This window comes from Mesorhizobium amorphae CCNWGS0123 (genome assembly GCF_001686985.1).
GTDB classification, from domain to species: Bacteria; Pseudomonadota; Alphaproteobacteria; order Rhizobiales; family Rhizobiaceae; genus Mesorhizobium; species Mesorhizobium amorphae.
This window is the reverse complement of record NZ_CP015322.1, coordinates 445,267-466,876: the sequence shown is the minus strand read 5'-3', so window position 1 is coordinate 466,876 and position 21,610 is coordinate 445,267. Positions and strand designations below refer to the sequence as shown.

Annotated in this window: 18 protein-coding genes and 3 pseudogenes; 19 read left to right on the top strand and 2 right to left on the bottom strand. The window is 59.6% G+C overall.

Translation table 11 applies throughout. From position 1 onward, the window contains the following. Positions 1-26 precede the first annotated feature (26 nt). The 15 genes from nifK to A6B35_RS35995 all read left to right on the top strand — a co-directional run bounded on the left by nifK (position 27) and on the right by A6B35_RS35995 (position 14,744). Positions 27-1,568, top strand: a complete 1,542-nt coding sequence (nifK, locus tag A6B35_RS32090; RefSeq protein WP_006199557.1) for a nitrogenase molybdenum-iron protein subunit beta — start codon at positions 27-29, stop codon at positions 1,566-1,568. Positions 1,569-1,631: 63 nt separating this feature from the next. After that, positions 1,632-3,122 carry a nitrogenase iron-molybdenum cofactor biosynthesis protein NifE gene (gene nifE, locus A6B35_RS32085; protein WP_006199556.1) on the top strand — a complete coding sequence of 497 codons (1,491 nt, stop codon included), beginning with the start codon at positions 1,632-1,634 and terminating at the stop codon, positions 3,120-3,122. A gap of 9 nt (positions 3,123-3,131) precedes the next feature. Continuing rightward, positions 3,132-4,514: a nitrogenase iron-molybdenum cofactor biosynthesis protein NifN gene (nifN, locus tag A6B35_RS32080; protein WP_006199555.1), complete on the top strand. Its 1,383-nt coding sequence runs from the start codon at positions 3,132-3,134 to the stop codon at positions 4,512-4,514. Continuing rightward, positions 4,480-4,977, top strand: a complete 498-nt coding sequence (gene nifX, locus A6B35_RS32075) for a nitrogen fixation protein NifX (RefSeq protein WP_006199554.1) — start codon at positions 4,480-4,482, stop codon at positions 4,975-4,977. Before nifN ends, nifX begins: the two co-directional genes overlap by 35 nt. 26 nt (positions 4,978-5,003) lie before the next feature. Further along, the gene (locus A6B35_RS32070; protein WP_006199553.1) at positions 5,004-5,480 is read left to right on the top strand and encodes a NifX-associated nitrogen fixation protein; all 477 of its coding nucleotides are present in this window, start codon (positions 5,004-5,006) and stop codon (positions 5,478-5,480) included. A 27-nt stretch (positions 5,481-5,507) separates the two neighbouring features. Then, positions 5,508-6,293 carry a response regulator transcription factor gene (locus A6B35_RS32065; RefSeq protein ID WP_006199552.1) on the top strand — a complete coding sequence of 262 codons (786 nt, stop codon included), beginning with the start codon at positions 5,508-5,510 and terminating at the stop codon, positions 6,291-6,293. Positions 6,294-6,399: 106 nt separating this feature from the next. Further along, on the top strand, positions 6,400-7,287 hold the full coding sequence (locus tag A6B35_RS32060) for a universal stress protein (RefSeq protein WP_006199551.1): 888 nt from the start codon (positions 6,400-6,402) through the stop codon (positions 7,285-7,287). Positions 7,288-8,638: 1,351 nt separating this feature from the next. After that, positions 8,639-9,799: a TlpA disulfide reductase family protein gene (locus A6B35_RS32055; protein WP_006199550.1), complete on the top strand. Its 1,161-nt coding sequence runs from the start codon at positions 8,639-8,641 to the stop codon at positions 9,797-9,799. Between the two features lie 340 nt (positions 9,800-10,139). After that, on the top strand, positions 10,140-10,607 hold the full coding sequence (locus A6B35_RS32050) for a DUF269 domain-containing protein (protein ID WP_157999191.1): 468 nt from the start codon (positions 10,140-10,142) through the stop codon (positions 10,605-10,607). 26 nt (positions 10,608-10,633) lie between these two features. After that, positions 10,634-10,837 carry a CCE_0567 family metalloprotein gene (locus A6B35_RS32045; protein WP_040581781.1) on the top strand — a complete coding sequence of 68 codons (204 nt, stop codon included), beginning with the start codon at positions 10,634-10,636 and terminating at the stop codon, positions 10,835-10,837. Then, a complete protein-coding gene (gene fdxB, locus A6B35_RS32040; protein WP_006199547.1) occupies positions 10,834-11,154 on the top strand; it encodes a ferredoxin III, nif-specific in 321 nt (106 codons plus the stop codon). The genes A6B35_RS32045 and fdxB overlap by 4 nt, the downstream gene beginning before the upstream one ends. A 29-nt stretch (positions 11,155-11,183) precedes the next feature. Further along, a complete protein-coding gene (locus A6B35_RS32035) occupies positions 11,184-11,504 on the top strand; it encodes an exopolysaccharide production repressor protein (protein ID WP_006199546.1) in 321 nt (106 codons plus the stop codon). Between the two features lie 333 nt (positions 11,505-11,837). Further along, on the top strand, positions 11,838-12,851 hold the full coding sequence (locus tag A6B35_RS32030; protein ID WP_006199545.1) for a 1-aminocyclopropane-1-carboxylate deaminase: 1,014 nt from the start codon (positions 11,838-11,840) through the stop codon (positions 12,849-12,851). A 336-nt stretch (positions 12,852-13,187) separates the two neighbouring features. Then, positions 13,188-14,048: a radical SAM/SPASM domain-containing protein gene (locus tag A6B35_RS35095; protein ID WP_244425819.1), complete on the top strand. Its 861-nt coding sequence runs from the start codon at positions 13,188-13,190 to the stop codon at positions 14,046-14,048. A gap of 384 nt (positions 14,049-14,432) precedes the next feature. After that, positions 14,433-14,744, top strand: coding sequence for a hypothetical protein (locus A6B35_RS35995; protein ID WP_139032161.1), 312 nt, complete (start codon positions 14,433-14,435; stop codon positions 14,742-14,744). Between the two features lie 1,054 nt (positions 14,745-15,798). On the opposite strand, the gene A6B35_RS37655 is transcribed toward A6B35_RS35995, so the two are convergent. Continuing rightward, positions 15,799-16,305, bottom strand: coding sequence for a 7-cyano-7-deazaguanine synthase (locus A6B35_RS37655; protein WP_006199540.1), 507 nt, complete (start codon positions 16,303-16,305; stop codon positions 15,799-15,801). A gap of 354 nt (positions 16,306-16,659) precedes the next feature. On the opposite strand from A6B35_RS37655, the gene ectB reads away from it, so the two are divergent. The 3 genes and pseudogenes from ectB to A6B35_RS35085 form a co-directional block, all read left to right on the top strand. Next, positions 16,660-17,919 (top strand): diaminobutyrate--2-oxoglutarate transaminase, encoded by a 1,260-nt coding sequence (ectB, locus tag A6B35_RS32005; RefSeq protein WP_040581772.1) that lies wholly within the window; start codon positions 16,660-16,662, stop codon positions 17,917-17,919. Further along, complete coding sequence (locus tag A6B35_RS32000; protein WP_006199538.1) at positions 17,909-18,751, top strand: 2OG-Fe(II)-dependent halogenase WelO5 family protein; 843 nt, start codon at positions 17,909-17,911, stop codon at positions 18,749-18,751. The genes ectB and A6B35_RS32000 overlap by 11 nt, the downstream gene beginning before the upstream one ends. Positions 18,752-19,571: 820 nt before the next feature. After that, a pseudogene (locus A6B35_RS35085) lies at positions 19,572-21,174 on the top strand (recombinase family protein); the annotation flags it as partial. On the opposite strand, the pseudogene A6B35_RS36925 reads toward A6B35_RS35085, so the two are convergent. Further along, positions 21,109-21,532, bottom strand: a pseudogene (locus A6B35_RS36925) (DDE-type integrase/transposase/recombinase); the annotation flags it as partial. The pseudogenes A6B35_RS35085 and A6B35_RS36925 overlap by 66 nt on opposite strands. On the opposite strand from A6B35_RS36925, the pseudogene A6B35_RS37755 reads away from it, so the two are divergent. After that, a pseudogene (locus A6B35_RS37755) lies at positions 21,532-21,603 on the top strand (integrase core domain-containing protein); the annotation flags it as partial. The pseudogenes A6B35_RS36925 and A6B35_RS37755 sit on opposite strands and share 1 nt — an antisense overlap. Positions 21,604-21,610: the final 7 nt, after the last annotated feature.

Below are 21,610 nucleotides of genomic sequence, written 5' to 3'. Positions count from 1 at the left end.
GGCCAGATGGAAAAGAGGTAACGACCATGCCGCAGTCGGCCGAAAAAGTTCTCGACCACGCTCCCCTGTTCCGCGAGCCAGAGTACAGGCAGATGCTCGCCGAGAAGAAGCTGAATTTCGAGTGTCCGCACCCCGACCAGGTCGTTACCGATCAACGCGAATTCACCAAGACGTGGGAATACCGCGAAAAGAACCTCGCCCGCGAAGCGCTTGTCGTGAATCCCGCCAAGGCCTGCCAGCCGCTCGGCGCGGTGTTCGCGGCCGCGGGCTTCGAGCGAACCATGTCCTTCGTCCACGGCAGCCAGGGCTGCGTGGCCTATTACCGTTCGCACCTGTCGCGCCATTTCAAGGAGCCCGCTTCGGCGGTTTCGTCCTCGATGACGGAGGACGCGGCAGTGTTCGGCGGCCTGAAGAACATGGTCGACGGGCTCGCCAACACGTATAAACTCTACGACCCGAAAATGATCGCCGTCTCGACCACGTGCATGGCCGAGGTGATTGGCGACGACCTGCACAGCTTCATCGAGAACGCCAGGGACGAAGGCTCGGTCCCGCGCGACTTCGATGTGCCCTTCGCCCACACGCCGGCCTTCGTCGGCAGCCATGTCGACGGCTATGACGGCACGGTCAAGGGCATTCTGGAGCACTTCTGGAAAGGCAAGGAGCGAACGCAAGCCGGTGGAACCATCAACATCATTCCGGGCTTCGACGGCTTTTGCGTTGGCAACAACCGGGAACTCAAGCGCCTGCTCGATGTGATGGACGTGTCCTATACCTTCATCCAGGACGCCTCTGACCAGTTCGACACGCCGTCGGACGGCGAATACCGCATGTACGACGGCGGCACGAAGATCGAAGACGTGAAGAAGGCCCTCAACGCCGAAGCGACACTTTCGCTCCAGCATTACAACACCCGAAAAACGCTTGAATATTGTGAGGAGGTCGGGCAGGCGACGGCCTCGTTTCACTACCCGCTCGGCGTCCAGGCGACCGACGAATTGCTGATGAAGGTCTCGGCGATTTCCGGCAAGGAAATCCCCGAGACAATCCGCCTGGAGCGCGGCCGACTTGTCGACGCCATGGCGGACAGCCAATCCTGGCTACACGGCAAGAAGTACGCGATCTACGGCGATCCGGATTTTGTCTACGCCATGGCCCGCTTCGTCATGGAGACCGGCGGCGAGCCGACGCATTGCCTCGCCACCAACGGCACCTCGGCATGGGAAGCCGAGTTGAAACAACTGCTTGCATCCTCGCCCTTCGGCAAGGAGGCTCAAGTCTGGGCGGGCAAGGACCTCTGGGCGATGCGCTCGCTGCTCTTCACCGAGCCGGTGGATCTGCTGATCGGCAATTCCCATGGCAAGTACCTGGAGCGCGACACGGGCACGCCGCTGATCCGGCTGATGTTTCCGATCTTCGACCGGCACCATCACCATCGCTTTGCGCTCATGGGCTACCAAGGCGGCTTGCGCGTACTGACGACGATCCTCGACAAGATCTTCGACAAGCTTGATCGCGAGACAAGCGAGACGGGCGTGACGGACTATTCTTATGACCTCACCCGCTAAGGTTGGCGGCCGGCTTTCCGCCGCCGCCGTCCGTCCTCCCAATGGACTTTGGAGACCGACGCAATGTCCTCGCTCAGTACCAAAATCCAGGAAGTCTTCAACGAGCCCGCCTGTGAGAAGAACCGCGGCAAGGATGCCAAGGCGCGCAAAGAGGGCTGTTCGAAGCCACTAACCCCCGGGGCGGCGGCTGGCGGCTGCGCCTTTGACGGCGCCAAGATTGTGCTGCAACCGATCACCGACGTCGCGCACCTGGTCCATGCGCCGCTCGCCTGCGAGGGCAATTCCTGGGACAACCGCGGTGCGGCTTCGTCCGGGCCAACGCTGTGGCGCACAAGCTTCACGACGGACCTTACCGAACTCGACGTGGTGATGGGGCAGGGCGAGCGGAAGCTTTTCAAAGCGATCCGCGAGATCAAGGAAGCGTATGGGCCGCCAGCGATCTTCGTCTATTCGACCTGCGTGACGGCGCTGATCGGCGAGGACATTGAGGCCGTCTGCAAGCGCGCAGCGGAAAAATTCGGCTTGGCCGTTGTCCCGGTCGATGCACCAGGCTTCGTCGGCTCCAAGAATCTTGGCAACAAGCTTGCCGGCGAGGCGTTGCTCGATCATGTCATCGGCACGGTGGAGCCCGACGACGCCGGCCCTTACGACATCAATATCCTTGGCGAATTCAATCTCGCGGGCGAGTTCTGGCTGGTGAAGCCGCTCCTTGACCGGCTTGGCATCCGGGTGCGCGCCTGCATTCCGGGCGACGCGCGTTACCGCGACGTTGCCACGGCGCACCGCGCGCGGGCGGCGATGATGGTGTGCTCGAGCGCGCTCATCAATCTCGCCCGCAAGATGGAGGAGCGCTGGGAGATCCCATTCTTCGAGGGCTCCTTCTACGGCATAACCGACACCTCCGAAGCGCTCCGGCAGATCTCTCACCTGCTCGTGAAGAAGGGAGCCGATCCAGAGATCCTTGACCGCACAGAGACGCTGATCGCACTGGAGGAGGGGATTGCGTGGAAGAAGCTCGCAGCCTACCGGCCGAGGCTCCAAGGCAAGCGCGTGCTGCTCAACACCGGCGGTGTGAAGTCCTGGTCAATCGTCCATGCGCTGATGGAAATCGGCATCGAGATCGTCGGCACCTCGGTCAAGAAATCCACGGCCAAAGACAAGGAGCGTATCAAACAGATACTCAAGGACGACAACCACATGTTCGAGCAGATGGCAGCGCGCGAGCTTTACGCCATGCTGTCAGAACACAAGGCCGATATCATGCTGTCGGGCGGGCGCACGCAATTCATCGCGCTGAAAGCCAAGACACCCTGGCTCGACATCAACCAGGAGCGCCAACACCCTTATGCCGGCTATGACGGCATGGTGGAACTCGTGCGCCAGATCGACCTCGCCATTCATAACCCGATCTGGCGCCAGGTGCGTGAGCCCGCACCGTGGGATCGCCCGCCTGCGGTAAAGGACGAACTGCCGAGCACAAAGAGCGAGACCGCGACTGTCCAGGCTTTCAAGAAATTCGCCGGCGCGACGGCCGTCGACTTCGGCGCGTGTTGAGGAAAGCCGATGGTCCGCATCCTTCCCCAGACCAAAGCGGCGGCGGTCAATCCGCTGAAGTCGTCACAGCCGCTCGGCGCCGCCTTGGCCTTTCTTGGGGTCGATGGTGCGATGCCGTTGTTCCACGGCAGCCAGGGCTGCACCAGCCTCGCGCTCGTGCTTTTCGTGCGGCATTTCAAGGAAGCCATCCCCTTGCAGACAACGGCGATGGACGAGGTGGCGACCATCCTCGGCGGGGCGGACCGTCTGGAAGAAGCGATCCTCAACCTCAAGGCCCGCACAAAGCCAACGCTGATCGGGGTCTGCACGACGGCGCTCGTAGAAACCCGTGGCGAAGATTGTGCTGAAGAAATCGCCACCATCAAGCTGAAGCGCGCGGAAGACATCGCGGGTACGGAGGTGGTGCTGGCCAACACGCCGGATTTCGACGGCGCGATCGAAGAGGGCTGGGCCAAAGCCGTCACCGCGATGATCGAAGGGATTACACGGCCAGGCCAGCAGGCGCGGCAATCAAAGAAGATCGCAATCCTGCCCGGCTGGCACCTCACTGTGGCTGACATCGAGCATTTGCGCGAGATGGTTGAAAGCTTTGGGCTCAAGCCGGTGATCCTGCCCGACATCTCCGGCTCGCTCGACGGCACGGTGCCCGACCGCTGGATCACGACCACCTATGGCGGTACCAGCGTCGAGGATATCCGCGAGCTTGGCACGGCCGCACAATGCATCGTCATCGGGGAGCATATGCGGCGCCCGGCGGAGGTGCTGCAGAGGGTGACCGGCGTGCCCTACGTGCTATTCCAGTCGCTGACGGGATTGCGGGGCGCCGACCGGTTCGTCTCGCTGATATCTGCGATTTCAGGCGCGACCGTGCCGGCGGGGGTGCGCCGGCGCCGGGCGCAATTGCAGGATGCGTTGCTCGACGGACATTTCCATTTCGGAGGCAAGAAAATTGCGATCGCTGCTGAACCAGACCAACTCTACCAACTCGCGACCTTCTTCACCGACATGGGCTCCGACATCGCGGCGGCGGTCGTCACGACCGACATGTCGAAAATTCTGCAGAAAATACCGGCGGAGTCGGTTCAAGTCGGCGATCTCGGCGATTTGGAAGCGCTTGGCGCCGACGCTGATCTTCTCGTTACTCATTCCCACGGCCGCCAGGCGGCGCAGCGCCTTGGCATCCCGCTCATGCACGTCGGCTTCCCGATCTTCGACCGGCTCGGCAGCCAGCACAAGCTCACAATCCTCTATCAGGGGACTCGGGACCTGATCTTCGAGGTTGCCAACATCTTCCAGGCCAACCGGCACGCGCCGACGCCTGAGGCGCTTGATCCACTCCGTATGCGAGACATGCCAGATGAGCTCCGTTCGTCGCCTCTCACTCGTCACTGACGAGGTCCACGCACCGGTGCCGGAACGGCAAGTCGGCGCCTTGCGCGTGGCGATCGCCACGCAAGACATGAAGAGCCTCAACGCCCATTTCGGGTCGGCCAGGCGCTTTGCTGTCTACGACGTCACGCGCGAGGAGTGGAGTCTCGTGGAAGCCGTGGCCTTCGATGATGTTTCCGATGAGAGCGGGGAGCATCGGACTGACGGCGATGATCGCATCACCCCGAAAGTCGAGGCGCTGAGGGGCTGTCATCTCCTGTTTTGTCTGGCTATCGGCGGACCCTCGGCAGCCAGGGTTGTTTCGGCAAAAATCCATCCGATCAAAGTGCCGCAGCCCCAGACCATCCAGGAGGTGCTGTTGCGCACGCAGATGATGCTGAGGACGTGTCCTCCCCCTTGGTTGCGCAAGGTGCTGGCAGAGGCCGGTGTCGCCGAAAAGAAACCGTCGTTCGAGGACGAGGACTGAGAGGACTGAAATGAGGAGAACGCGAAATGGATGCCGCGGTTAGCCTTGCTGTCGCCGAGGACGAGGCGGCCCTTGCCACCCCGTTCGTCAAATGCCTCGTGCGGCTGATCCGTGCTCAGGATTCCTACGGGTCATGGGAAGGCAAACCGGATGCCGAGCTGCTGGGCGACTTCATCGTCACCAAGCAACAGCTCCGTGCGATCCCGATCATCGGCGATCCCGATCCGGACGTGCTGTGGCGGCTCAACATGTTTTACGCCGCCGTCGGGCTAACCATCGAGGAGCGCTCCGGCTTGATGGCATCGCCGATGATGGAGATGAGCCATGAGGGCTTCGGGCGCGTCGTTTTGACGTCCGGGCGGTTGGTCGTTCTGTCGAAGACCCTGCGCGACGTCCACCGGTTCGGCTTCGAGACGTTATGGAAACTCGCCGCGGCCGGTACGAAACTGGCCGGCGATGCGACCGCAGCCCTTGAAACCTATCCCGAGGTGGCACGGGCGTGATGGAACGGATTTTCGAGCAAGGGGATCATGTCAAGCCTTGAGGACAGGCAATGGCCAGCCCACTCAACCGAGGCGGTCGAGGCCGATTTGGTTCTTGGGGTAGGGCTGATGAAGCCACTGGTCCTGATCTGTTCGCAAGATGCGGAGTTGTATCTGTTCCTCAGCCACATCCTGGGGGTGGACGGCTTCACAAGTGAGCCGGCAGGCGGCGTGGACGACGCTCTCGCATTTGTCGATGAACGGGAGTTCCAGGCAGTCGTGCTGGACTGCGGACCGGCAAGCGCGACAGGCTCCACAATTTGTGCCCGGCTCAAGGGCGAGCCACGGACCGGCGATCTGCCCGTTATTGCCCTGATCGCGCCAGGTGCCGAGAACCAGCACCTTGATCTGTTGAAGGCAGGCATTGACGAGAGCTTTGTGCGGCCGATCGCGCCGGCCACGCTGCTTGACTGTCTGCGGACGAAGCTGGCGCTGCCGAAGCCAGGTTCAAACGGAATTGAAAACGGCAGTTGGCTCCGCTGCGGCGGCCTCGAGATGAAGCTCGATGCCTACCGGGTTCGCGGCAATGGCCACGACATCCATCTGGGACCTCTCGAGTTCAACCTGCTGCGGCAGTTTCTTGAGACTCCAGGCAAGGTCTTCAGCCGAGACGAGCTGATCGACGCGGCCTGGCCGGACAATATCCATATCGGTGCGCGCACCGTCGACGTCCATATAAGCCGGATCAGAAAGGCGCTGAAGGCGGCTTCGCCAGGCAGCATCATTCGCACCGTCAGGTCGGCCGGCTACTCGCTCGAGAAGCCGGACGACTAAACAGGGCAGGGGTGGGTGCCACTCCCCGTCTGCGTCCTGGCCAGGGTAAGTCTTGCGGCTTCGAAACGCGCCTGCGGGCACGACAAACTCAGGGAGAGGCAGTCAGATGGCCTTCAAAAGCCTACTCAGTGTAATGGGAGCTGACCACTCCGATCGGGATGTCAGAACAGCTGCCGGCTTGTGCGCCGAGGTCGGCGCATATCTGTCCGTCCTGATTATGTCGCCTCCTCGGCTCGTTATGTCGCCTCCGCCGCCATGCGATGGCATCCCCGAATGGCCTGAACAACACGCAAAGGCCATTGCCAGACTGGAAAAACGCTACAGGCAAATCGAGACATTTTCCCAGGACATGGCCAGTCTGGAAAAAACATCCAGGGAAATTCATAAACTGCTGAGAGCCACGTGGCGGTGTTATGATGTCGATATTGCCAACTGCGATCGGGCCAGCGTCGGTGAGGCGGTGCGACAGCGCGCGCTCTGTGCCGACCTGACAATCGTTGGCCCCGCACTTCTCAACGACATTAGTCTCGGACCTTTAGTTATCGACGGCAGCTTGTTTGACACGGGAAGGCCGGTGCTTGTCGTGCCGAACGGTGCTGAGGCTACTCTGTCGCCACGGCGCGTGCTGGTCGGATGGGATTCGCGAGCCGAGGCGTCCCGTGCGGTTCGGGAAGCGCTGGAGCTGCTGTCCGGTGCTGAGGAAGTTCGTGTCGCCGTCGTCGATCCTGAGCCGACCTGCACCGAAAGCGGCGCCGAGCCGGGAGCCGACATCGCTGCCTATCTCACTCGGCACGGTGCTCGGGTGTCGGTTGACCGGCTAGCGAGTGCCGGCAAACCGGTGGCCACAGTGCTCGCGCAGTACGCAATCGACACGTCTGCCGACATGATCGTCATGGGCGCTTATGGCAGCCGCCGGCTGCGCGAGCGGCTCTTCGGCGGCGTGACGAGATGGATCGTTCGCAAGCCGCCATTGCCGCTGTTTTTGGCCCGCTGACGGGTTCCGAAGGTGCACCGGTGCCGTTCACAGCTCTACTCCCCTGCATCACCTCTCCTGATGCCAAATCCGAGAAGGGTTGCAGCAAATGCGCAGGTTTCGTGAAGCTCCTCGAGCCAATTTGCACGCGCCGTCGCGAAGAACATCCCGGACGCCTCGAGCGCCTCGGGGTTTCTGCCCGCCCGAGACAATTCGTAACGCGCAGACCAACGGCCGGACAGAGGTCCAGGCGTCCTCAATGCGCTCAAAACCACCGCTTCGCGGGTCGGCGTCAGGTCGAGAAAGAGAGTCGTTTCAGCGCGGCAGGCCGCGTTCGGACCGTAGCCGCATCGTATTGGCGTTATCACGATTTCCCTCATCACTGGCCGGGAGCTGAACACCGCAACGACCGTGCAGTGGCCACGGCCCTCGCCTTAGGCTCGGGACGGTCGGGCGCTTGCCAGCGTCGGCGCGAACGATGGCATCAATCCCATGTCATCGCCTGGGATGGTAGCCCGGGTTAGTGCGGACGGCGGCATCTTCGTTTTCGGTCGGTCGGCCCGACCCCGCCTTGGCGACCGAGCGGTCTTTGGGTTGTCAATTTCGCCAACGCTTACATTCCCACCATGAGTCCCCGTTGCACCTGAGCACCGGGAACACAGAAGATAAACACAAAGCAGGATTCCCGCAGAGTTCACCGGCAGGCACATGCCGGCGCTCATCCTGACCTTTTCGCCCCGATCATCGTCGTCAGATCTGACGATTCGGTATTCACGAGCCGCAGCTGAACCGGCTTCGTCGTAAAGAACTCCTATGCCACCAGCCAGGAATTCAATCGCAAGCGGGGGAGGGGCGCAGGAGGGGCACGGAATGAAGCGGCCCCTTGCAAATGGCGAGGTCGCTAGCGCCTCCGGACCGGAACGGCAAGAAGCTCAAGCGAGGTGGCGTTAGTAGACGATGATGACGAGCCCGATAGTTGCCAAGACAGTCATGATGGCCTTCGGCTTGTCCCTTAGCCCAAATATATGTTGCGTCGTCCGCAGCCACACTTTTCTGACCGCGACGCGGGGTGCTTGTCCAAAACCTGACAGCGACAGACAAAATGTCAGGTTCGCTACAACCGGCCATCTTGGACGCTGTAAAGGTTTTTCAATGCGAAATCATGTGCTTAACTCGTGCTGTGCGCGCTGGCACGGCCTTTGCTGATTGACCGTTGCTGATTGTGATGTGGCAACACTGAGTGAAGGCTGACTGCATGCATATGCGCGAGACGATAGCTCTCCTTTCTTTGAACCCTTGTGCCCCTCTCTAAGAGGGAAACAAGCTCGGGCATCCGGTGGCGAAACCTGCGGCAACAGCTTTGGAGAGCAAGATGGTATTGCGGATGGAGTCACCGGCTCCTTCGATCAAAGTGGAGAACTGGCTGCGTGGTGAGCCCCTTGCGAACTTCCAGTCCGGCAAAGTGTATGTCGTCGAATTTTGGGCAACTTGGTGCGGACCATGTTCGACGGAGATGCTCCAACTGATGCTATTCCAGGAAATATACAAGGACAGCGGACTTGAGATCGTCGGGATAGCGGCGGATGAAGACGCTCCAACGGAAGTGGAGGCCCGAACCAAGTTGGAAGCGTGGTTGACCGAAAAGTGCTCGAATCTGAACTATCGGATCGGGTTCGACTTCACAGGCGAAATGAACAAGCTTTGGAGGGAACCCAGCTTTTCCGTCGGGATTCCGACCTCATTCGTGGTCGACCGAGACAGCCACATCGCCTTTATCGGTCATCCGAGCCAACTCGATGAGGTTTTGCCGGAAGTGCTGAACGGCAGCTGGCGCACCAGCGATAAAGCTAAAGCCGCCGATACGGAGCGGCTCGCGACAAGCGAACCTATGGCGCGCGAGCAAGCGTTGAAAAAGCCGATCGATGACAGATTCTGGGCGGCGGTGAAGTTGGAAGATTGGAAGACGGCGCTCTGGGCAATCGAAGAGGGCATCGCCTTGATGCCTGACGACATCAATTTCCGCCTGGCTCATGCGCATCTGTTGCTGCACAAAATCCAAGACATGTGGACCGGCTTGCCCGTCATACGCCAATTGGTTCGCGACGCGATCGACAAAAACTCCGAGGATTGGATGGTTTCGGCGCTAGACCAACTTTTCCATCCGGCCAATGACCATTCGCGCCTTCCCCCTGCCGAGCGCTTCGCAATGGGCAAAGAGCTGTCCGAACACATCCTGGCACTGAATCCGCCGCAAGGCGACAGCCCCAAGTTCCGGTCCTATCCGGCGGTCGCCCGGTACTATCACGAGAACGGCAACAACGATCGCGCGATCGAGTTGGTCGAACTGGCACTGACGTCGCTGGACGGTCCGGAGCCTATCCCGGACGACCTGAAAGAGCAGCTTCTCCCGGATCTCCTGAAGGCCCTGGCCAACTACAGGGGTGGCAAGGTTTGTTACGGCGCTCTCTGTGCGGCTCCGCAAAACAAACTTCCTGGAGGTGCCAAAGCGCTACCGCGCGAGACGAGTACTTAGAAACGGGGATGGTTGGAATGTTCCCTGGCAAATTCGTCCATTTCCCTGGCTTGGCCGCAAGGAGGCCCCAGGCAGCACCGGATGGATTGTTTGCAGCGGGGTCAAGGTTCGAATCTTGCGCTGACCTGTGGCCACGTGGCGGCGGATGGGATGTTCGACGCGAAACCGCGTGGAAGGCCTTGCAGTCGAAGACACGACCAAGCTCGGGCACCGGGGCATCAAGTCCGTGGAATTGGCCGCCCCGAGCCGGGCGTCGGCTGCGCAAGTGTGCCCGAGGCAGCCGTCTTCGAAAAAAGAAAGAGTTCTTCGCGGAAGAGGACGGAAATTGAGGAGATATGAAATGTCTGATGCCGCGGTTAGCCCCGCTGCCAACGAGGACGAGGCGGCCATTGCCGCCCCGTTCGTCAAATGCCTCGTGCGGCTGATTCGTTCTCAGGAATCCTACTGCTTATGGGCAGATCGGACGCCACGCTGCTGGCCGACTTCATCGTCACCAGAAAAAAGGCGCCATGCGTTCCCTGGCATGGGCTATTCTGATCCGGACGTGCTGTGGAGGCTCGATATGTTTTACACCGCTGTCGGGTTTGCGATCGCGGAGCGTTTCCGCCCGGTGACATCGCCAGTCGTGGAGATGAAACCAGTCAGGCCTTCGGGCGCGTGCTTTTCAGGGGCGGGCAGTTGGTCGTTCTGCCCAGACCTGCATCAGTTCGGCTTCGAGACGTTCCGGCAACTCGCCGAGGCCGGTACGAAACTGGTCGACGATGCGACCGCAGCCACTGAAGCCTGTCCCGACGTGGCGCGGGCGTGATGAAACCAATTTTCGAGGAACGATCAATGTCAGACCTTGAGGCGTTGCGGAAGAAAGTTCGCAAGCTGCAGTCGCGTGCGGGCACAGCGAAGATGGAATTGCACGACCTTGCCGAGGACCTCCCGGTCAACTGGACTGAGATCAAGGCGGTTGCCGAGAAAACGTTCACCGTGTTTGCTGAGTGGGACGCTGCCAAGAGAGACCTCGCTGCGTCGGAGAATTCGCGATGACGAGCGCTTTCGTCACCCGCGACGGCTCCAAATGGATGCCTCAGTATCTCACTGCTATCGATGGCACGACCTGCATCGGCTGCGGCCGCTGCTTCAAGGTCTGCTCGCGCGAGGTCATGCACCTTTATGGCGTCGACGACGCGGGTGAAATCCTCGGCGCCTGCGACGGTGAGGACGACGACGACTTCGATGGCGAGCTCAATCGCATGATCATGGTCGTCGACCATGCAGGCCGCTGCGTCGGCTGCGGAGCCTGCGCCCGCGTCTGCCCCAAGAACTGCCAGACGCATGTCGCGGCCGACAAGGTCGCTGCATGATGTGGCGCGCACAAACCAGGAGAACGGCGTTGCCCCTGAGAATCTTTTATCGCGTTCTGTGGCTGGTCCTATGCGGCAATGCTGTGGCCGTTTACTTCGCCTCGCATTCCATCCGCACGGTCGTCGTCACGACGCTGGCTTGTTGGCTGCTCCTCCAGGTCTGCTATTTCGGCAGCGTGCTCTTTCTGATCTGGCGGTCCGGTTTCGCTCGCGAAGCTGGGCAAAGGGCTGAGCATTTCGGCAGTTGCAAGGACGTTGGAACCCAGCCGCCAGACCATGAGGAGGCGACGAGTGAATCTGCAGATTTGCTCCAGAATCAAATGCTAGCCATATCGCTGCTTCTGCCTTGATTTGTCATGACAAGGTCTGTGTTCAGGATACTTTCAATCAACCATGAACATTGAGCGGATCTCGCAAGGAATACTGTGTTTGATAGGTCGATGGCGGCCGCAGTCCGGTCATTCTATTTAAGAAATGCAGCTTTTCGGTGCCATAGGCAAAGTAGCTTGTCCCAGCACGCCGCCATGCGGGCGCTTGGTCTCGATGACGAAATGGGGCTGGAAGTAATGATGGGCCTCTTATGGAACGTCGGAGGATGGCAAGCTAAACCTCAAATCAAACATGCCTTTTAGAATGAGCAGTGGAAGCTAATGTCAGCTCAATCACGTGTTGCCGGAGAGAACATGCTGAAAAAATTCGAACGCTATCCGCTCACCTTTGGACCAACGCCTATCGAGAAACTCGACCGCATTGGCAAGCATCTCGGGGGAAAGGTGGAAATCTACGCAAAACGCGAAGACTGCAACTCCGGTCTCGCATTTGGCGGAAACAAGCTGCGCAAGCTCGAATACATCATCCCCGACGCCATCGCGTCAGATGCCGATACGCTGGTCTCCATCGGCGGCGTGCAGTCCAACCACACGCGGATGGTCGCCGCGGTCGCCGCCAAGATCGGCATGAAATGCCTCCTGGTACAGGAGAGCTGGGTTCCGCATGAGGATGCCGTCTACGACCGGGTCGGCAACATTCTCTTGAGCCGCATCATGGGAGCAGAGGTGCGCTTGGTCGACGAGGGCTTTGACATCGGCATCCGCCGCAGTTGGGAAAAAGCGCTCTATGAGGTCAAGGCAAGGGGCGGCACACCCTATGCGATACCAGCCGGGGCGTCTGTTCACGAAAAGGGCGGCCTCGGCTATGTGGGGTTTGCGGAGGAGGTGCGCGCCCAAGAGAAACAGCTTGGGTTTGCCTTCGACTACATCATCGTTTGCACGGTCACGGGCTCGACGCATGCTGGCATGCTGGTTGGATTTGCCAAGGACGGTCGACAGCGCAACGTGATCGGTATCGATGCTTCTGCCACGCCCGCCAGAACCAAGGCGCAGGTGCTTAGCATTGCCCAACATACAGCGACGCTCGTCGATCTCGGAACGGAACTTGTCGAGGATGACGTCGTGTTGCTCGAGGAGTACGCTGGCCCGTGTTATGGCATTCCGTCCGAGGGGACGAAGGAAGCCATCCGCCTGTGTGCGCAGCTCGAGGGCATGATTACCGATCCTGTCTACGAGGGCAAATCGATGCAAGGGATGATCGACCTCATTCAGAAAGGCTTCTTTCCAGAGGGATTGAGGATCCTCTACGCGCATCTCGGCGGCGCGCCGGCGATTAACGGTTACGGCTATACCTTCCGCAACGGCTGACGCTCGACAGATTGCCATCGCGCCGTCCTGTCCCGTGCCGTCGATGCGCCCAAAGGTCGTTCGACGGCCAACCGGAAAACCGAGGGAGGAGGCGGTCGATCGCCGCCCAACGCGAAGTTGATAGAGTTCATTCGGAAGGTTTAAGCCGACCAAGATTCTCTAAGGAAATCAGAAAATCGCTGCCATTTTTATTATGCAAATATTATAATATTTTTGCGGATACCGTGAGAATTATAATATAATACATTCGAATGAGAAAAACATTATAAAATAATTTAATCTTTTAACTGTTTTCGGTTAGAATTCTGGAGTGACCTATTAAAGAGCATCAGAAAAGTGGAGTCGCATCCTGTGATTTTAAAGGAATTGGGTTCTGCCATCCCCGGCGGCAGGGTTTTGGAAATAACAACGACCACAGGTTGCATCGTCGGATGTTCATATTGTCCGCAGGACAAGTTCGCCCGCCGGCAAAGAGCAGTCTCTCCTCTGAAGCACCTTCGTCTTGAAGATTTCAGGCGATGTCTGGCCCGCGTGCCGACTTCCGTCGACATTAGTTTTGCCGGCTACTCCGAACCTTGGCTCAATCCGGATTGCACCGAAATGGTGGAGCATGCTTACGCCAGAGGCCATGGCATCCGGATTTTCACGACGCTTGTAGGCATGAAGAGGCGAGATCTGCAACGCTTGCAAGCGCTTCGCTCGAGGGTATTCGTGGTCCATGTTCTCGATGATGGCTCACACATGAATAGCCGCCTCGTCGGAGACAAGCATCTCGATTTGATTCGTCAACTGGTCGACGCAGACATTGCCACCATTCGGTTCGTAGTCCTGGGCGAGGTCCATCCCGATATCATCGAGTTAATCCCCGCCGAAGCGCTCATTCGCGCGCGACCTCTGAGTAGCAGGGGTGGAAGCGTCGATCCTAACATCGTCGAACCGCGGCAGCCAGTCGCCGGAGCGCTGACATGCGTTGAGGAACGGCATCATCGCAATGTTCTTCTCCCAAACGGTGACGTCACGCTCTGCTGCATGGATTTTGAACGGCGCCACGTATTGGGCAACCTTCTGCGCGACGAATACGAAGATCTCTTCGAAGGATCCGTTTTTTGCGAAATCGTCGATCGCATGAATGGAATGGATGGCTTTCTGCTTTGTAGGATGTGCGAGTATGCCCATCTAACGGCGTCCGCATGCTGAGTGGATGCCGGCCTTAGGACGTGGACCGATCCGAAGACAGATTCACTGGGACCGTAAAGCTGTGCCGCCTCATCAGTGATCGATGATTTGTTTTCTATCGTGCCATGCGGCCTGGTTGCGATATGAAATCGCTTCATCCCGCGATTGAATTTGAGATGGGTGATCCACGTGCGTTCTCCACCTTCGTTATTCTGGCGCGTGTCTGGGACTAGGCATTCTAATGGCTCACGCGATGGGACGTGTTTCGATAAGGATCATCACTTGGGCAAAATACACGAGTAGGGATACATCCATCGGGCCCAAATCTTGAGAGATCTCGTCCGTATGCGGCCTGCCTGCCGCCGACAGCCCGCTGCGCCGATTGCCCCGCTTCAGAAAGCCGCGGTGAAAATCAAGGCCCCGGCGGTGGACGGTCGAATGCTCAATGCCGATGCCGCGCGCTCGCTCGGGCTGCGCAACCCGGACCAGCTCCGCCCGGCGAGCGCTCACCGCCTCAGATCAATGAAGGGGCCCCTTTTTTGCGCGCCGATCCATGGTCCCCATTCCGAGCCGATGGTCGCCAAAACGTGCGCAGCAAGACGAACGGCGGCCGCGCTAGCTGCCCTGAGTGCCGCCTTCAAACCTACCGGATCTCAAAAATGGAAGGTCTCGTCCTTAGGCTGGCGCATCGTCAGGAGAAACATGGGGTCCTATTGAATGCGCTGAATTTGTAACGACGTATCTGTGCTCGACTGCGGCCGCAGCTGGCGATACACAGCGACCGGCAGCGTTCGCGCAAAAGTTCAATGTCACCTCGGGATTCCGGAACTCGTCAGCGCGATTTCCGGGCGCAATCGCGGAAGAAGCTTGCGTTCGGACAGGACTCGAGTAGGCGGGTCAAGTCTTCGGGGGTCTTGAACCAGTTCCGGCATTCGCGGTCCAATGTGCAAGACAAGCACTTGTCTCGTGCCTGCGCGAGAGCAGCGCCACAGGCTTTGCGAGCCGCTACTGCTGATGTCGACCCCCGCTCGCTCCATGACCAGGTCCATGTGAGCGAATTGTCTCCACACCCTGCGTGTTTGTGGCCAGCGCTTTTCAAAAGGGTCGCACGATTGTCTCCACCTGTTTTCACGCGAACCGCGCTCGGTAGAGTCTATTCCCTGATTTTGCTTGGCCTCAATGTGTTCTGTGACCGCATCGCGGCAGGTTGCCTCACGCCCTCGGTGCCAGTATGCGGCGGATCAAACATGAAACCCGATAGAGGTACGCCCGTATGCTCGTGCCGGCTCCTCCGCTTGGCGCACACTTTTCGCATCGTCTTGAGCCGGATCAATGTGAAGAGCGATTCAGCAATGTATCCAGACGCATGTGGAAACGGATTCCAGCGCACCCTTCGACCGGATCTCGAACTCGCCGTCATGGATCGAGACGGTCTGCACCCGCTTGTCTTCCCTTTCGGCGTGTTGATGGCGGCTGGATTGAGGCATCGACCAAGAGACCGGTCAACGTGCCGCCCGACTCACTGGCGTCACTCGCAGCAAGGGTAGGTCGCAGAGCTGGCAACGGTCAGAAACACGCTTGTCCCGAACCCAGCCGCTCGCCAAGTTTCGCTGCATTGCTACGAGCAGCATTGCTACAATGCGCGTTGCCACCTTCTGAGAGGATTCTTGCGATCGAGGCGACAGGAAATGACGGTCCCTACGTTCTCGGTGAGTCAGTTGCTTGGCACACACGGCAAGCCCAAGAAAAGGAAGCGTGCCGACGCGCACGCTCACATCGCCTCATGGGCGACCTCCGGCGTCGCTTTGTGGTGTCGGAATGTCTCCCACCCCGCTCCGTGAAGACTACACGCTGGGCCGGACCCACAACCGACCCTCAGACATGCCTGTGCCGGCGGTCTCCGCGATAGCGTTGTGAGTTCTCTCGCGGATAGCTTCACCAGCGCCTTGCCTCGCAGTCGCTCCGCCAGCGGCCGGGTCTGCGCTTTGTCAATTCCGATGAGCGGCGTGTGAATATCGAAACGGTTCCAGCCCAAGGGCCAGGGCAAGTTGGATCGCCCAAATGAAGCATCCCGGCAGTCCCGGGTAACCCGAATGATCCGTCTCGGCAGACGCAAGTGACGACGTGCTTCGCGCGCTTCCGGCAATACGTCGGCCGCGAAGTCGAGAAACAGTAGGTTGCGGCCAGGCACGAAGGTACTTGGTTGGCTGCTCGCTTTCGTCTCGATCTCGACGTCCCGCTTCAGTGCGATATCGCTGACTTGGCCGACCACGGCCATATCAATCAGATGGTTCCTGCGCAATCGGTCATGCCAGGCGGGAAAGTCTCTTCGAATGCCCTGGAGAGGCGCGGTCGGACGGCGAGGTCGATTCGATGCCGCTGCCCATAGTCGAAGCCGATGGTCACTTCGGACTATGCTGACCGGCAGGGCGCTTCGCGGGCGCGAGCGAGAGCGTCAACTACCAGATGCTGTAGTATCGGTGCTTGCCCGAGAACTCTAGAAACCATTTGTCCCAGCAGGTCGACCCAGAGAGATCGCATGGAGAGCAGGGGGACGACGCTGGAAAGTACCAAACGCATTTTTATCACTTTCGCGTCGAACGCTACGCCTACGCGCCGAGGGAACCCCAGAATGAATACCGACGCTTTCACCAATCATGAGTCCAATGTTCGTCGCTATGGGCGGTCGTTTCCTACAGTCTTTACCAAGGCACTTGGGGCGACAATCTGGGACGAGACGGGTAAACCTCATATTGATTTCGTTGTTGGGTCTGGCGCCCTCAACTACGGACACAACAACCCGACCATTATGGCTCCGGCAATTGAATATCTCGTCGGTGATAACATTATTTTGTCTCTTGATATGTATACGGCAGCAAAGCGTGACTTCATTGAAGTGTTCGTCGATTCGATCCTTAAACCCAGAGGCCTTTCCTACAAGATACAGTTTCCTGGCCCGACCGGCACAAACGCTAACGAAGCGGCGCTGGCACTGGCCCGAAAATATACCGGTCGCTCGAGCGTCATGGCTTTCACAAATGCCTTCCACGGCATGTCGCTCGGCTCTCTGGCGGTATCGGGTTCGGCATCAACCAAGGAGCTAGGCGGCGTTGCCCGTCACGATGTGATCCGCGTCCCTTACGATAGCTATCCGAACCAAACCTTCGATTCCGCGGGTTACATCGACTGCGTCTTGGGCGACCCAGGCAGCGGAATAGAAAAACCGGCCGCAATCATTCTGGAGACCATCCAGGCTGAAGGCGGCATGAACGTCGCCTCTGCAGCTTGGCTCTCAGAAATTCAGCGCATTTGCCGTAAGCACGGCGTTGTTTTGATCGTCGACGACATTCAGGCAGGAGCGGGACGAACGGGCAATTTCTTCTCCTTCGAGTTCGCAAAAATCGAACCCGACATCGTGTGCCTTTCCAAATCCCTAAGCGGTTCAGGTAGCCCGTTGTCCATTGTTCTGATTCGCCCCGACATAGATGTATGGAATCCCGGAGAACATAGCGGGACCTTCAGAGGCAATAATCTTGCTTTCGTGACGGCAGAGGCCATGTGCAAAATGTGGTCCGACGCGCAGTTTACTGCAGACGTCGAGCGGACAGCCGTCAACGTCCAAAAACACCTTGATCGTCTGGTTGCGAAATTTCCCACTTGCATCGAACAAAAGCGCGGCCGCGGTCTGATGGCCGGCCTCAAGTTCCGTTCCCAGGCTGTTGTCACCCGTGTGCACGATGTCGCGTTCGAAAACGGCCTGCTGATCGAATCTTCAGGGCCAGATCGAGACGTCATCAAAGTGCTACCGCCGATAACCATCACTGACGAAGAACTCGATCATGGCATCGCCATCCTAGATCACGCACTACAGGAGCAAGCCAATGGGCACTAACCAAGCATCTCAAGCGCCTACCATCTCCGCTCCTACAATCAGAGAGCGAACTGGCTCAATCAGCACTGCCGAAATCGTGTCCGTCCTGAAAGGTGAGATCACCGCTCTGCACGTCAAGCAAGCTTTCAGCACCGAACTAGCGGAAGAAATCACTGCGAACTTTGTTGACAGTCCCGGTCGCAGGGAGCGTAAAGATGGCGTCCCCGGACAATATGTCGGCGCATCCCACTACAGGAAGGATGCAGCCAGCTATTTCACAGACTCGGAAACTGCGCGGCCGTACGTCGATGCCCTTTTTGGCAATTTGGTTGATCCGGTCCGATCACTATTCGACGCCTTGAAGCGCGAGCTTCACAAGCAGGGCATTGAATTGGGACTTGCACGCTCGGCGCAGGGTCAGGCTAATGTCTGTCGCGCTCTCAGCTGGTCTGGCAGCGGCACGTTTTCCTTGGACCCCCACGACGATGTCGCTCAAGTCTTATGTGCCGGGGACGATTACGAGCTTTCTGCCGTGGCGCACAACACCGTCGCAGCACTCAACTTTTATCCCAGCATGGCCGAGGAAGGTGGCAACCTGCGGCTCTGGAGCCATAAGCCGACGGTCACCGATCGAAAGTCGCAAGGTGTGGAGACCACAGGATATCCCTACTCGACAGCTTATCTCGATGCCGTTCCTTGTCGCGATTTCCTGCTCAGGGCCGGAGATATCGCCCTGATCGACGGCGGTTTCGTTCACGGAGTCACCGGTCAATCCGGCAACGGAAGGCCTCGCCTGGTGCTGAACAGCTTCTTTGGATTCGCACGCCCGGATCTTGTTCTCTGGTGGACCTGAAGTTGCGTTCTCTCCGCCTCCAAGGCCTTCAGCCGCTTCGCGTTTGAGACGTCCATCGCCCATATTTAGTGGGATGGTCCGCCCCTGACCTGCCACTGAACATTCATCCAGCAGCGATTAGAGCCTTGGCCGTTTTGCTCCGATACCATTCTCTGGACCGCCGGAAGGTAGAGTTTCCCGGCTTTCTCACGATGGCGGGCTGGCGGCACCATCGGGATTAAGCAACGAGATCGGGGCCTTGTGCCCGATCGCCCCATGCGGGCGCACCTCGTTAGACAACACGACGACAGAACGCCCACGGGATCGCGGAGCACGAGCTTTTCTACCCGTGGCATCCTTGGGCCGGGAGCCTGGCCCATATTCATGAGGTGGTCGAGAAGGCTGGTAGAGAGGGTTTCCGTTGCAGCCTCTCTGGTCGGGGATCCGATCGGTGGCTGGAGATTCCAGCCTGGATGTTTGATCGGGCGGCTAGTGCCGCCTGGCAGGTTGGCGCCGCTCCCATGTCGATATTGCTGCGCTACGCGCCTTGGCGACCCTGCTGCAGGATGTAGCACCCGCTTCGGGCACCCCATCGCAAATGCGAGATTCGAGCGCAGCATTGGGCGCTCACGACGCGAATCGGGGAGATGTCCATGCCGCGCCAGCTCACCAGGTACCAGTTCGATCTGTTCTCCAATCCGCACGCTGTCGAGACGCAGCAAGACGCCGCAATGGCAGACACTGCCCGCCGAGACGCGCCGGACCCTGACGAAGCTGATGGTCCGCCTGATCCTCGACCACGCCGACGGTGACCTCGCTCGGGAACGGCAGGAGGCCCGCCATGATGTCTGAGAAGATCAGGCCGCACCATCTGGAGCGCAAGGCGATCCTGTATGTTCGGCAATCCTCGGCCCATCAGGTCCTCCACAATCGTGAGAGCAGCGCCCTGCAATATGCGATGCGCGATCGCCTGACGGCGCTTGGCTGGTCTCGCATCGAGACGGTCGACGAAGACCTCGGTCGCTCGGCGGCGTCACACGTGCCGGATTCGACCGAATGGTAGCCGAAGTTTGCCTCGGCAAGGTCGGTGCGGTCGCGGCGCGGGAAGTATCGCGCTTCGCCCGCAACAGCCGTGACTGGCAGCAGCTCATCGAGATGTGCCGCGTCGTCGATACCGTGCTGGTCGATCAGGAGACGGTCTATGCGCCGCGTCAGGGTAATGACCGGCTGCTGCTGGGATTGAAGGGCAGCCTCAACGAGTGCGAACTCGATCTTCTGCGTCAGCGTTCCCTGTCGGCACGCTACGAGAAGGCCCGGCGCGGCGAGCTCATTGTCACAGCCCCGGTCGGCTTCGTGAAGGTCGGCGACAAGCTTGAGAAGGATCCCGATCGCCGTGTCCAGGACGGCCATCATTCTCGTCTTCGACAAGGTGGCGGAACTCGGCAGTGCCCGCCAGGCCCTGCTCTGGTTCCTCGAGCATGGGCTGGATTTGCCTGCCAAGCGCAACAATGGCGATGTGGTTTGGCGCAGGCCAAGCTATGCGACCATCCACCGGATGATACCCGATCTACGGCGGCGCCTACGCCTATGGTAAGACTCGTGCTGCGTCGGGATATGATGCAACACCCATTCGCTCGCGCAGCCGCCGTAAGGCGCGTGATGAATGGCTGGCGCTGATCCCGGATCTCCATGAGGGGTTATGTCAGCTGGGAACGGGCGGGGGCGATCCGCAAGATGGTGAGCGACAACGCGCCCACGAGCCGGCATCACGGGGCGCCCAAGCATGGCGACGCTCTGCTCGCCGGCCTTGTCCGCTGCCGGCGCTGCGGCCGCAAGCTGACGGTCCGCTACACGGGAACCAAGCACAACATTCCGCGCTATTCCTGCTGGCGTGGTCTGCTTGACAATGGCGAGCCGCGTTGCATCGCTTCGGGCTACGCGTCGACGACGCCATCGAAGAAGCTCTTCTGCGGGTTGTCGAGCCGGGAGCGATAGCCGCGGCCGTCGAGGCCGAAGCGCAAGCGGCCAGTCGCCGCGATCAGGTCCGCGATGTTCTGATGCGCGATCTCGAGGCGGCACGCTACAGCGCCGATCGGGCGTTCCGGCAATACGACGCCATCGATCCGCGGAACCGGCTGGTCGCGGCGGAACTGGAGTTGCGATGGAACCGGGCGCTTACGCGTGTCGGCGAGATCGAGAGCAGGATTGCCGCGCATGCTGCCTCGACATCGGAGCCATCACTTCTGTCGCCAATACACGTCACCGCGCTCGCCGCCAATCTCAAGGCTGTGTGGGCGGCGCCGACGACGGATGCAAGGCTCAAGAAGCGCATCGTTCGCACCGTCATCCGGGAGGTCGCCGATATCGATGACGAAGCGTCAGAGATCGTTCTCCTGATCCATTGGGTTGGTGGCGTCCATACTGAACTGCGCCTGCCGAAGCGTCCTTCGCGTCTTCGGATATCCGATGCGAGGGCAGACCTGCTTAAGTGCTTTGACCACGTCCTCGGCGTGATAGCTAAACCGCGGGTCGAGCACAGGCACATAGCGGGAGAACGTGTCGACGACCGTCAGGACACGGATCTTCTTGCCGGTGGCGAAGCTGATCGTGGACGAAGTCTATCGCCCAAACGTCGTTCAGGCCAATGGCCTCCTGGCGATCTTCCCGAAGCTTCGCCTTTACGCGCCGCTTGTTCGTCTTGTTCCTCATTTGGAGGCACTCCGCCCGGAAGCGGTCGTTGAAGGCTTCGATGTAGGCGTTGTCGGTGGGCTTTCCCGGCCGGCTGAAGTCGAGCGTAACGCCTGAACGCCCACTGGTTCCTGACCCTTGCCGACGCCGCCGAAAAGTTGGAGGATTGGCGCAGATACTTAAATCCTGTTT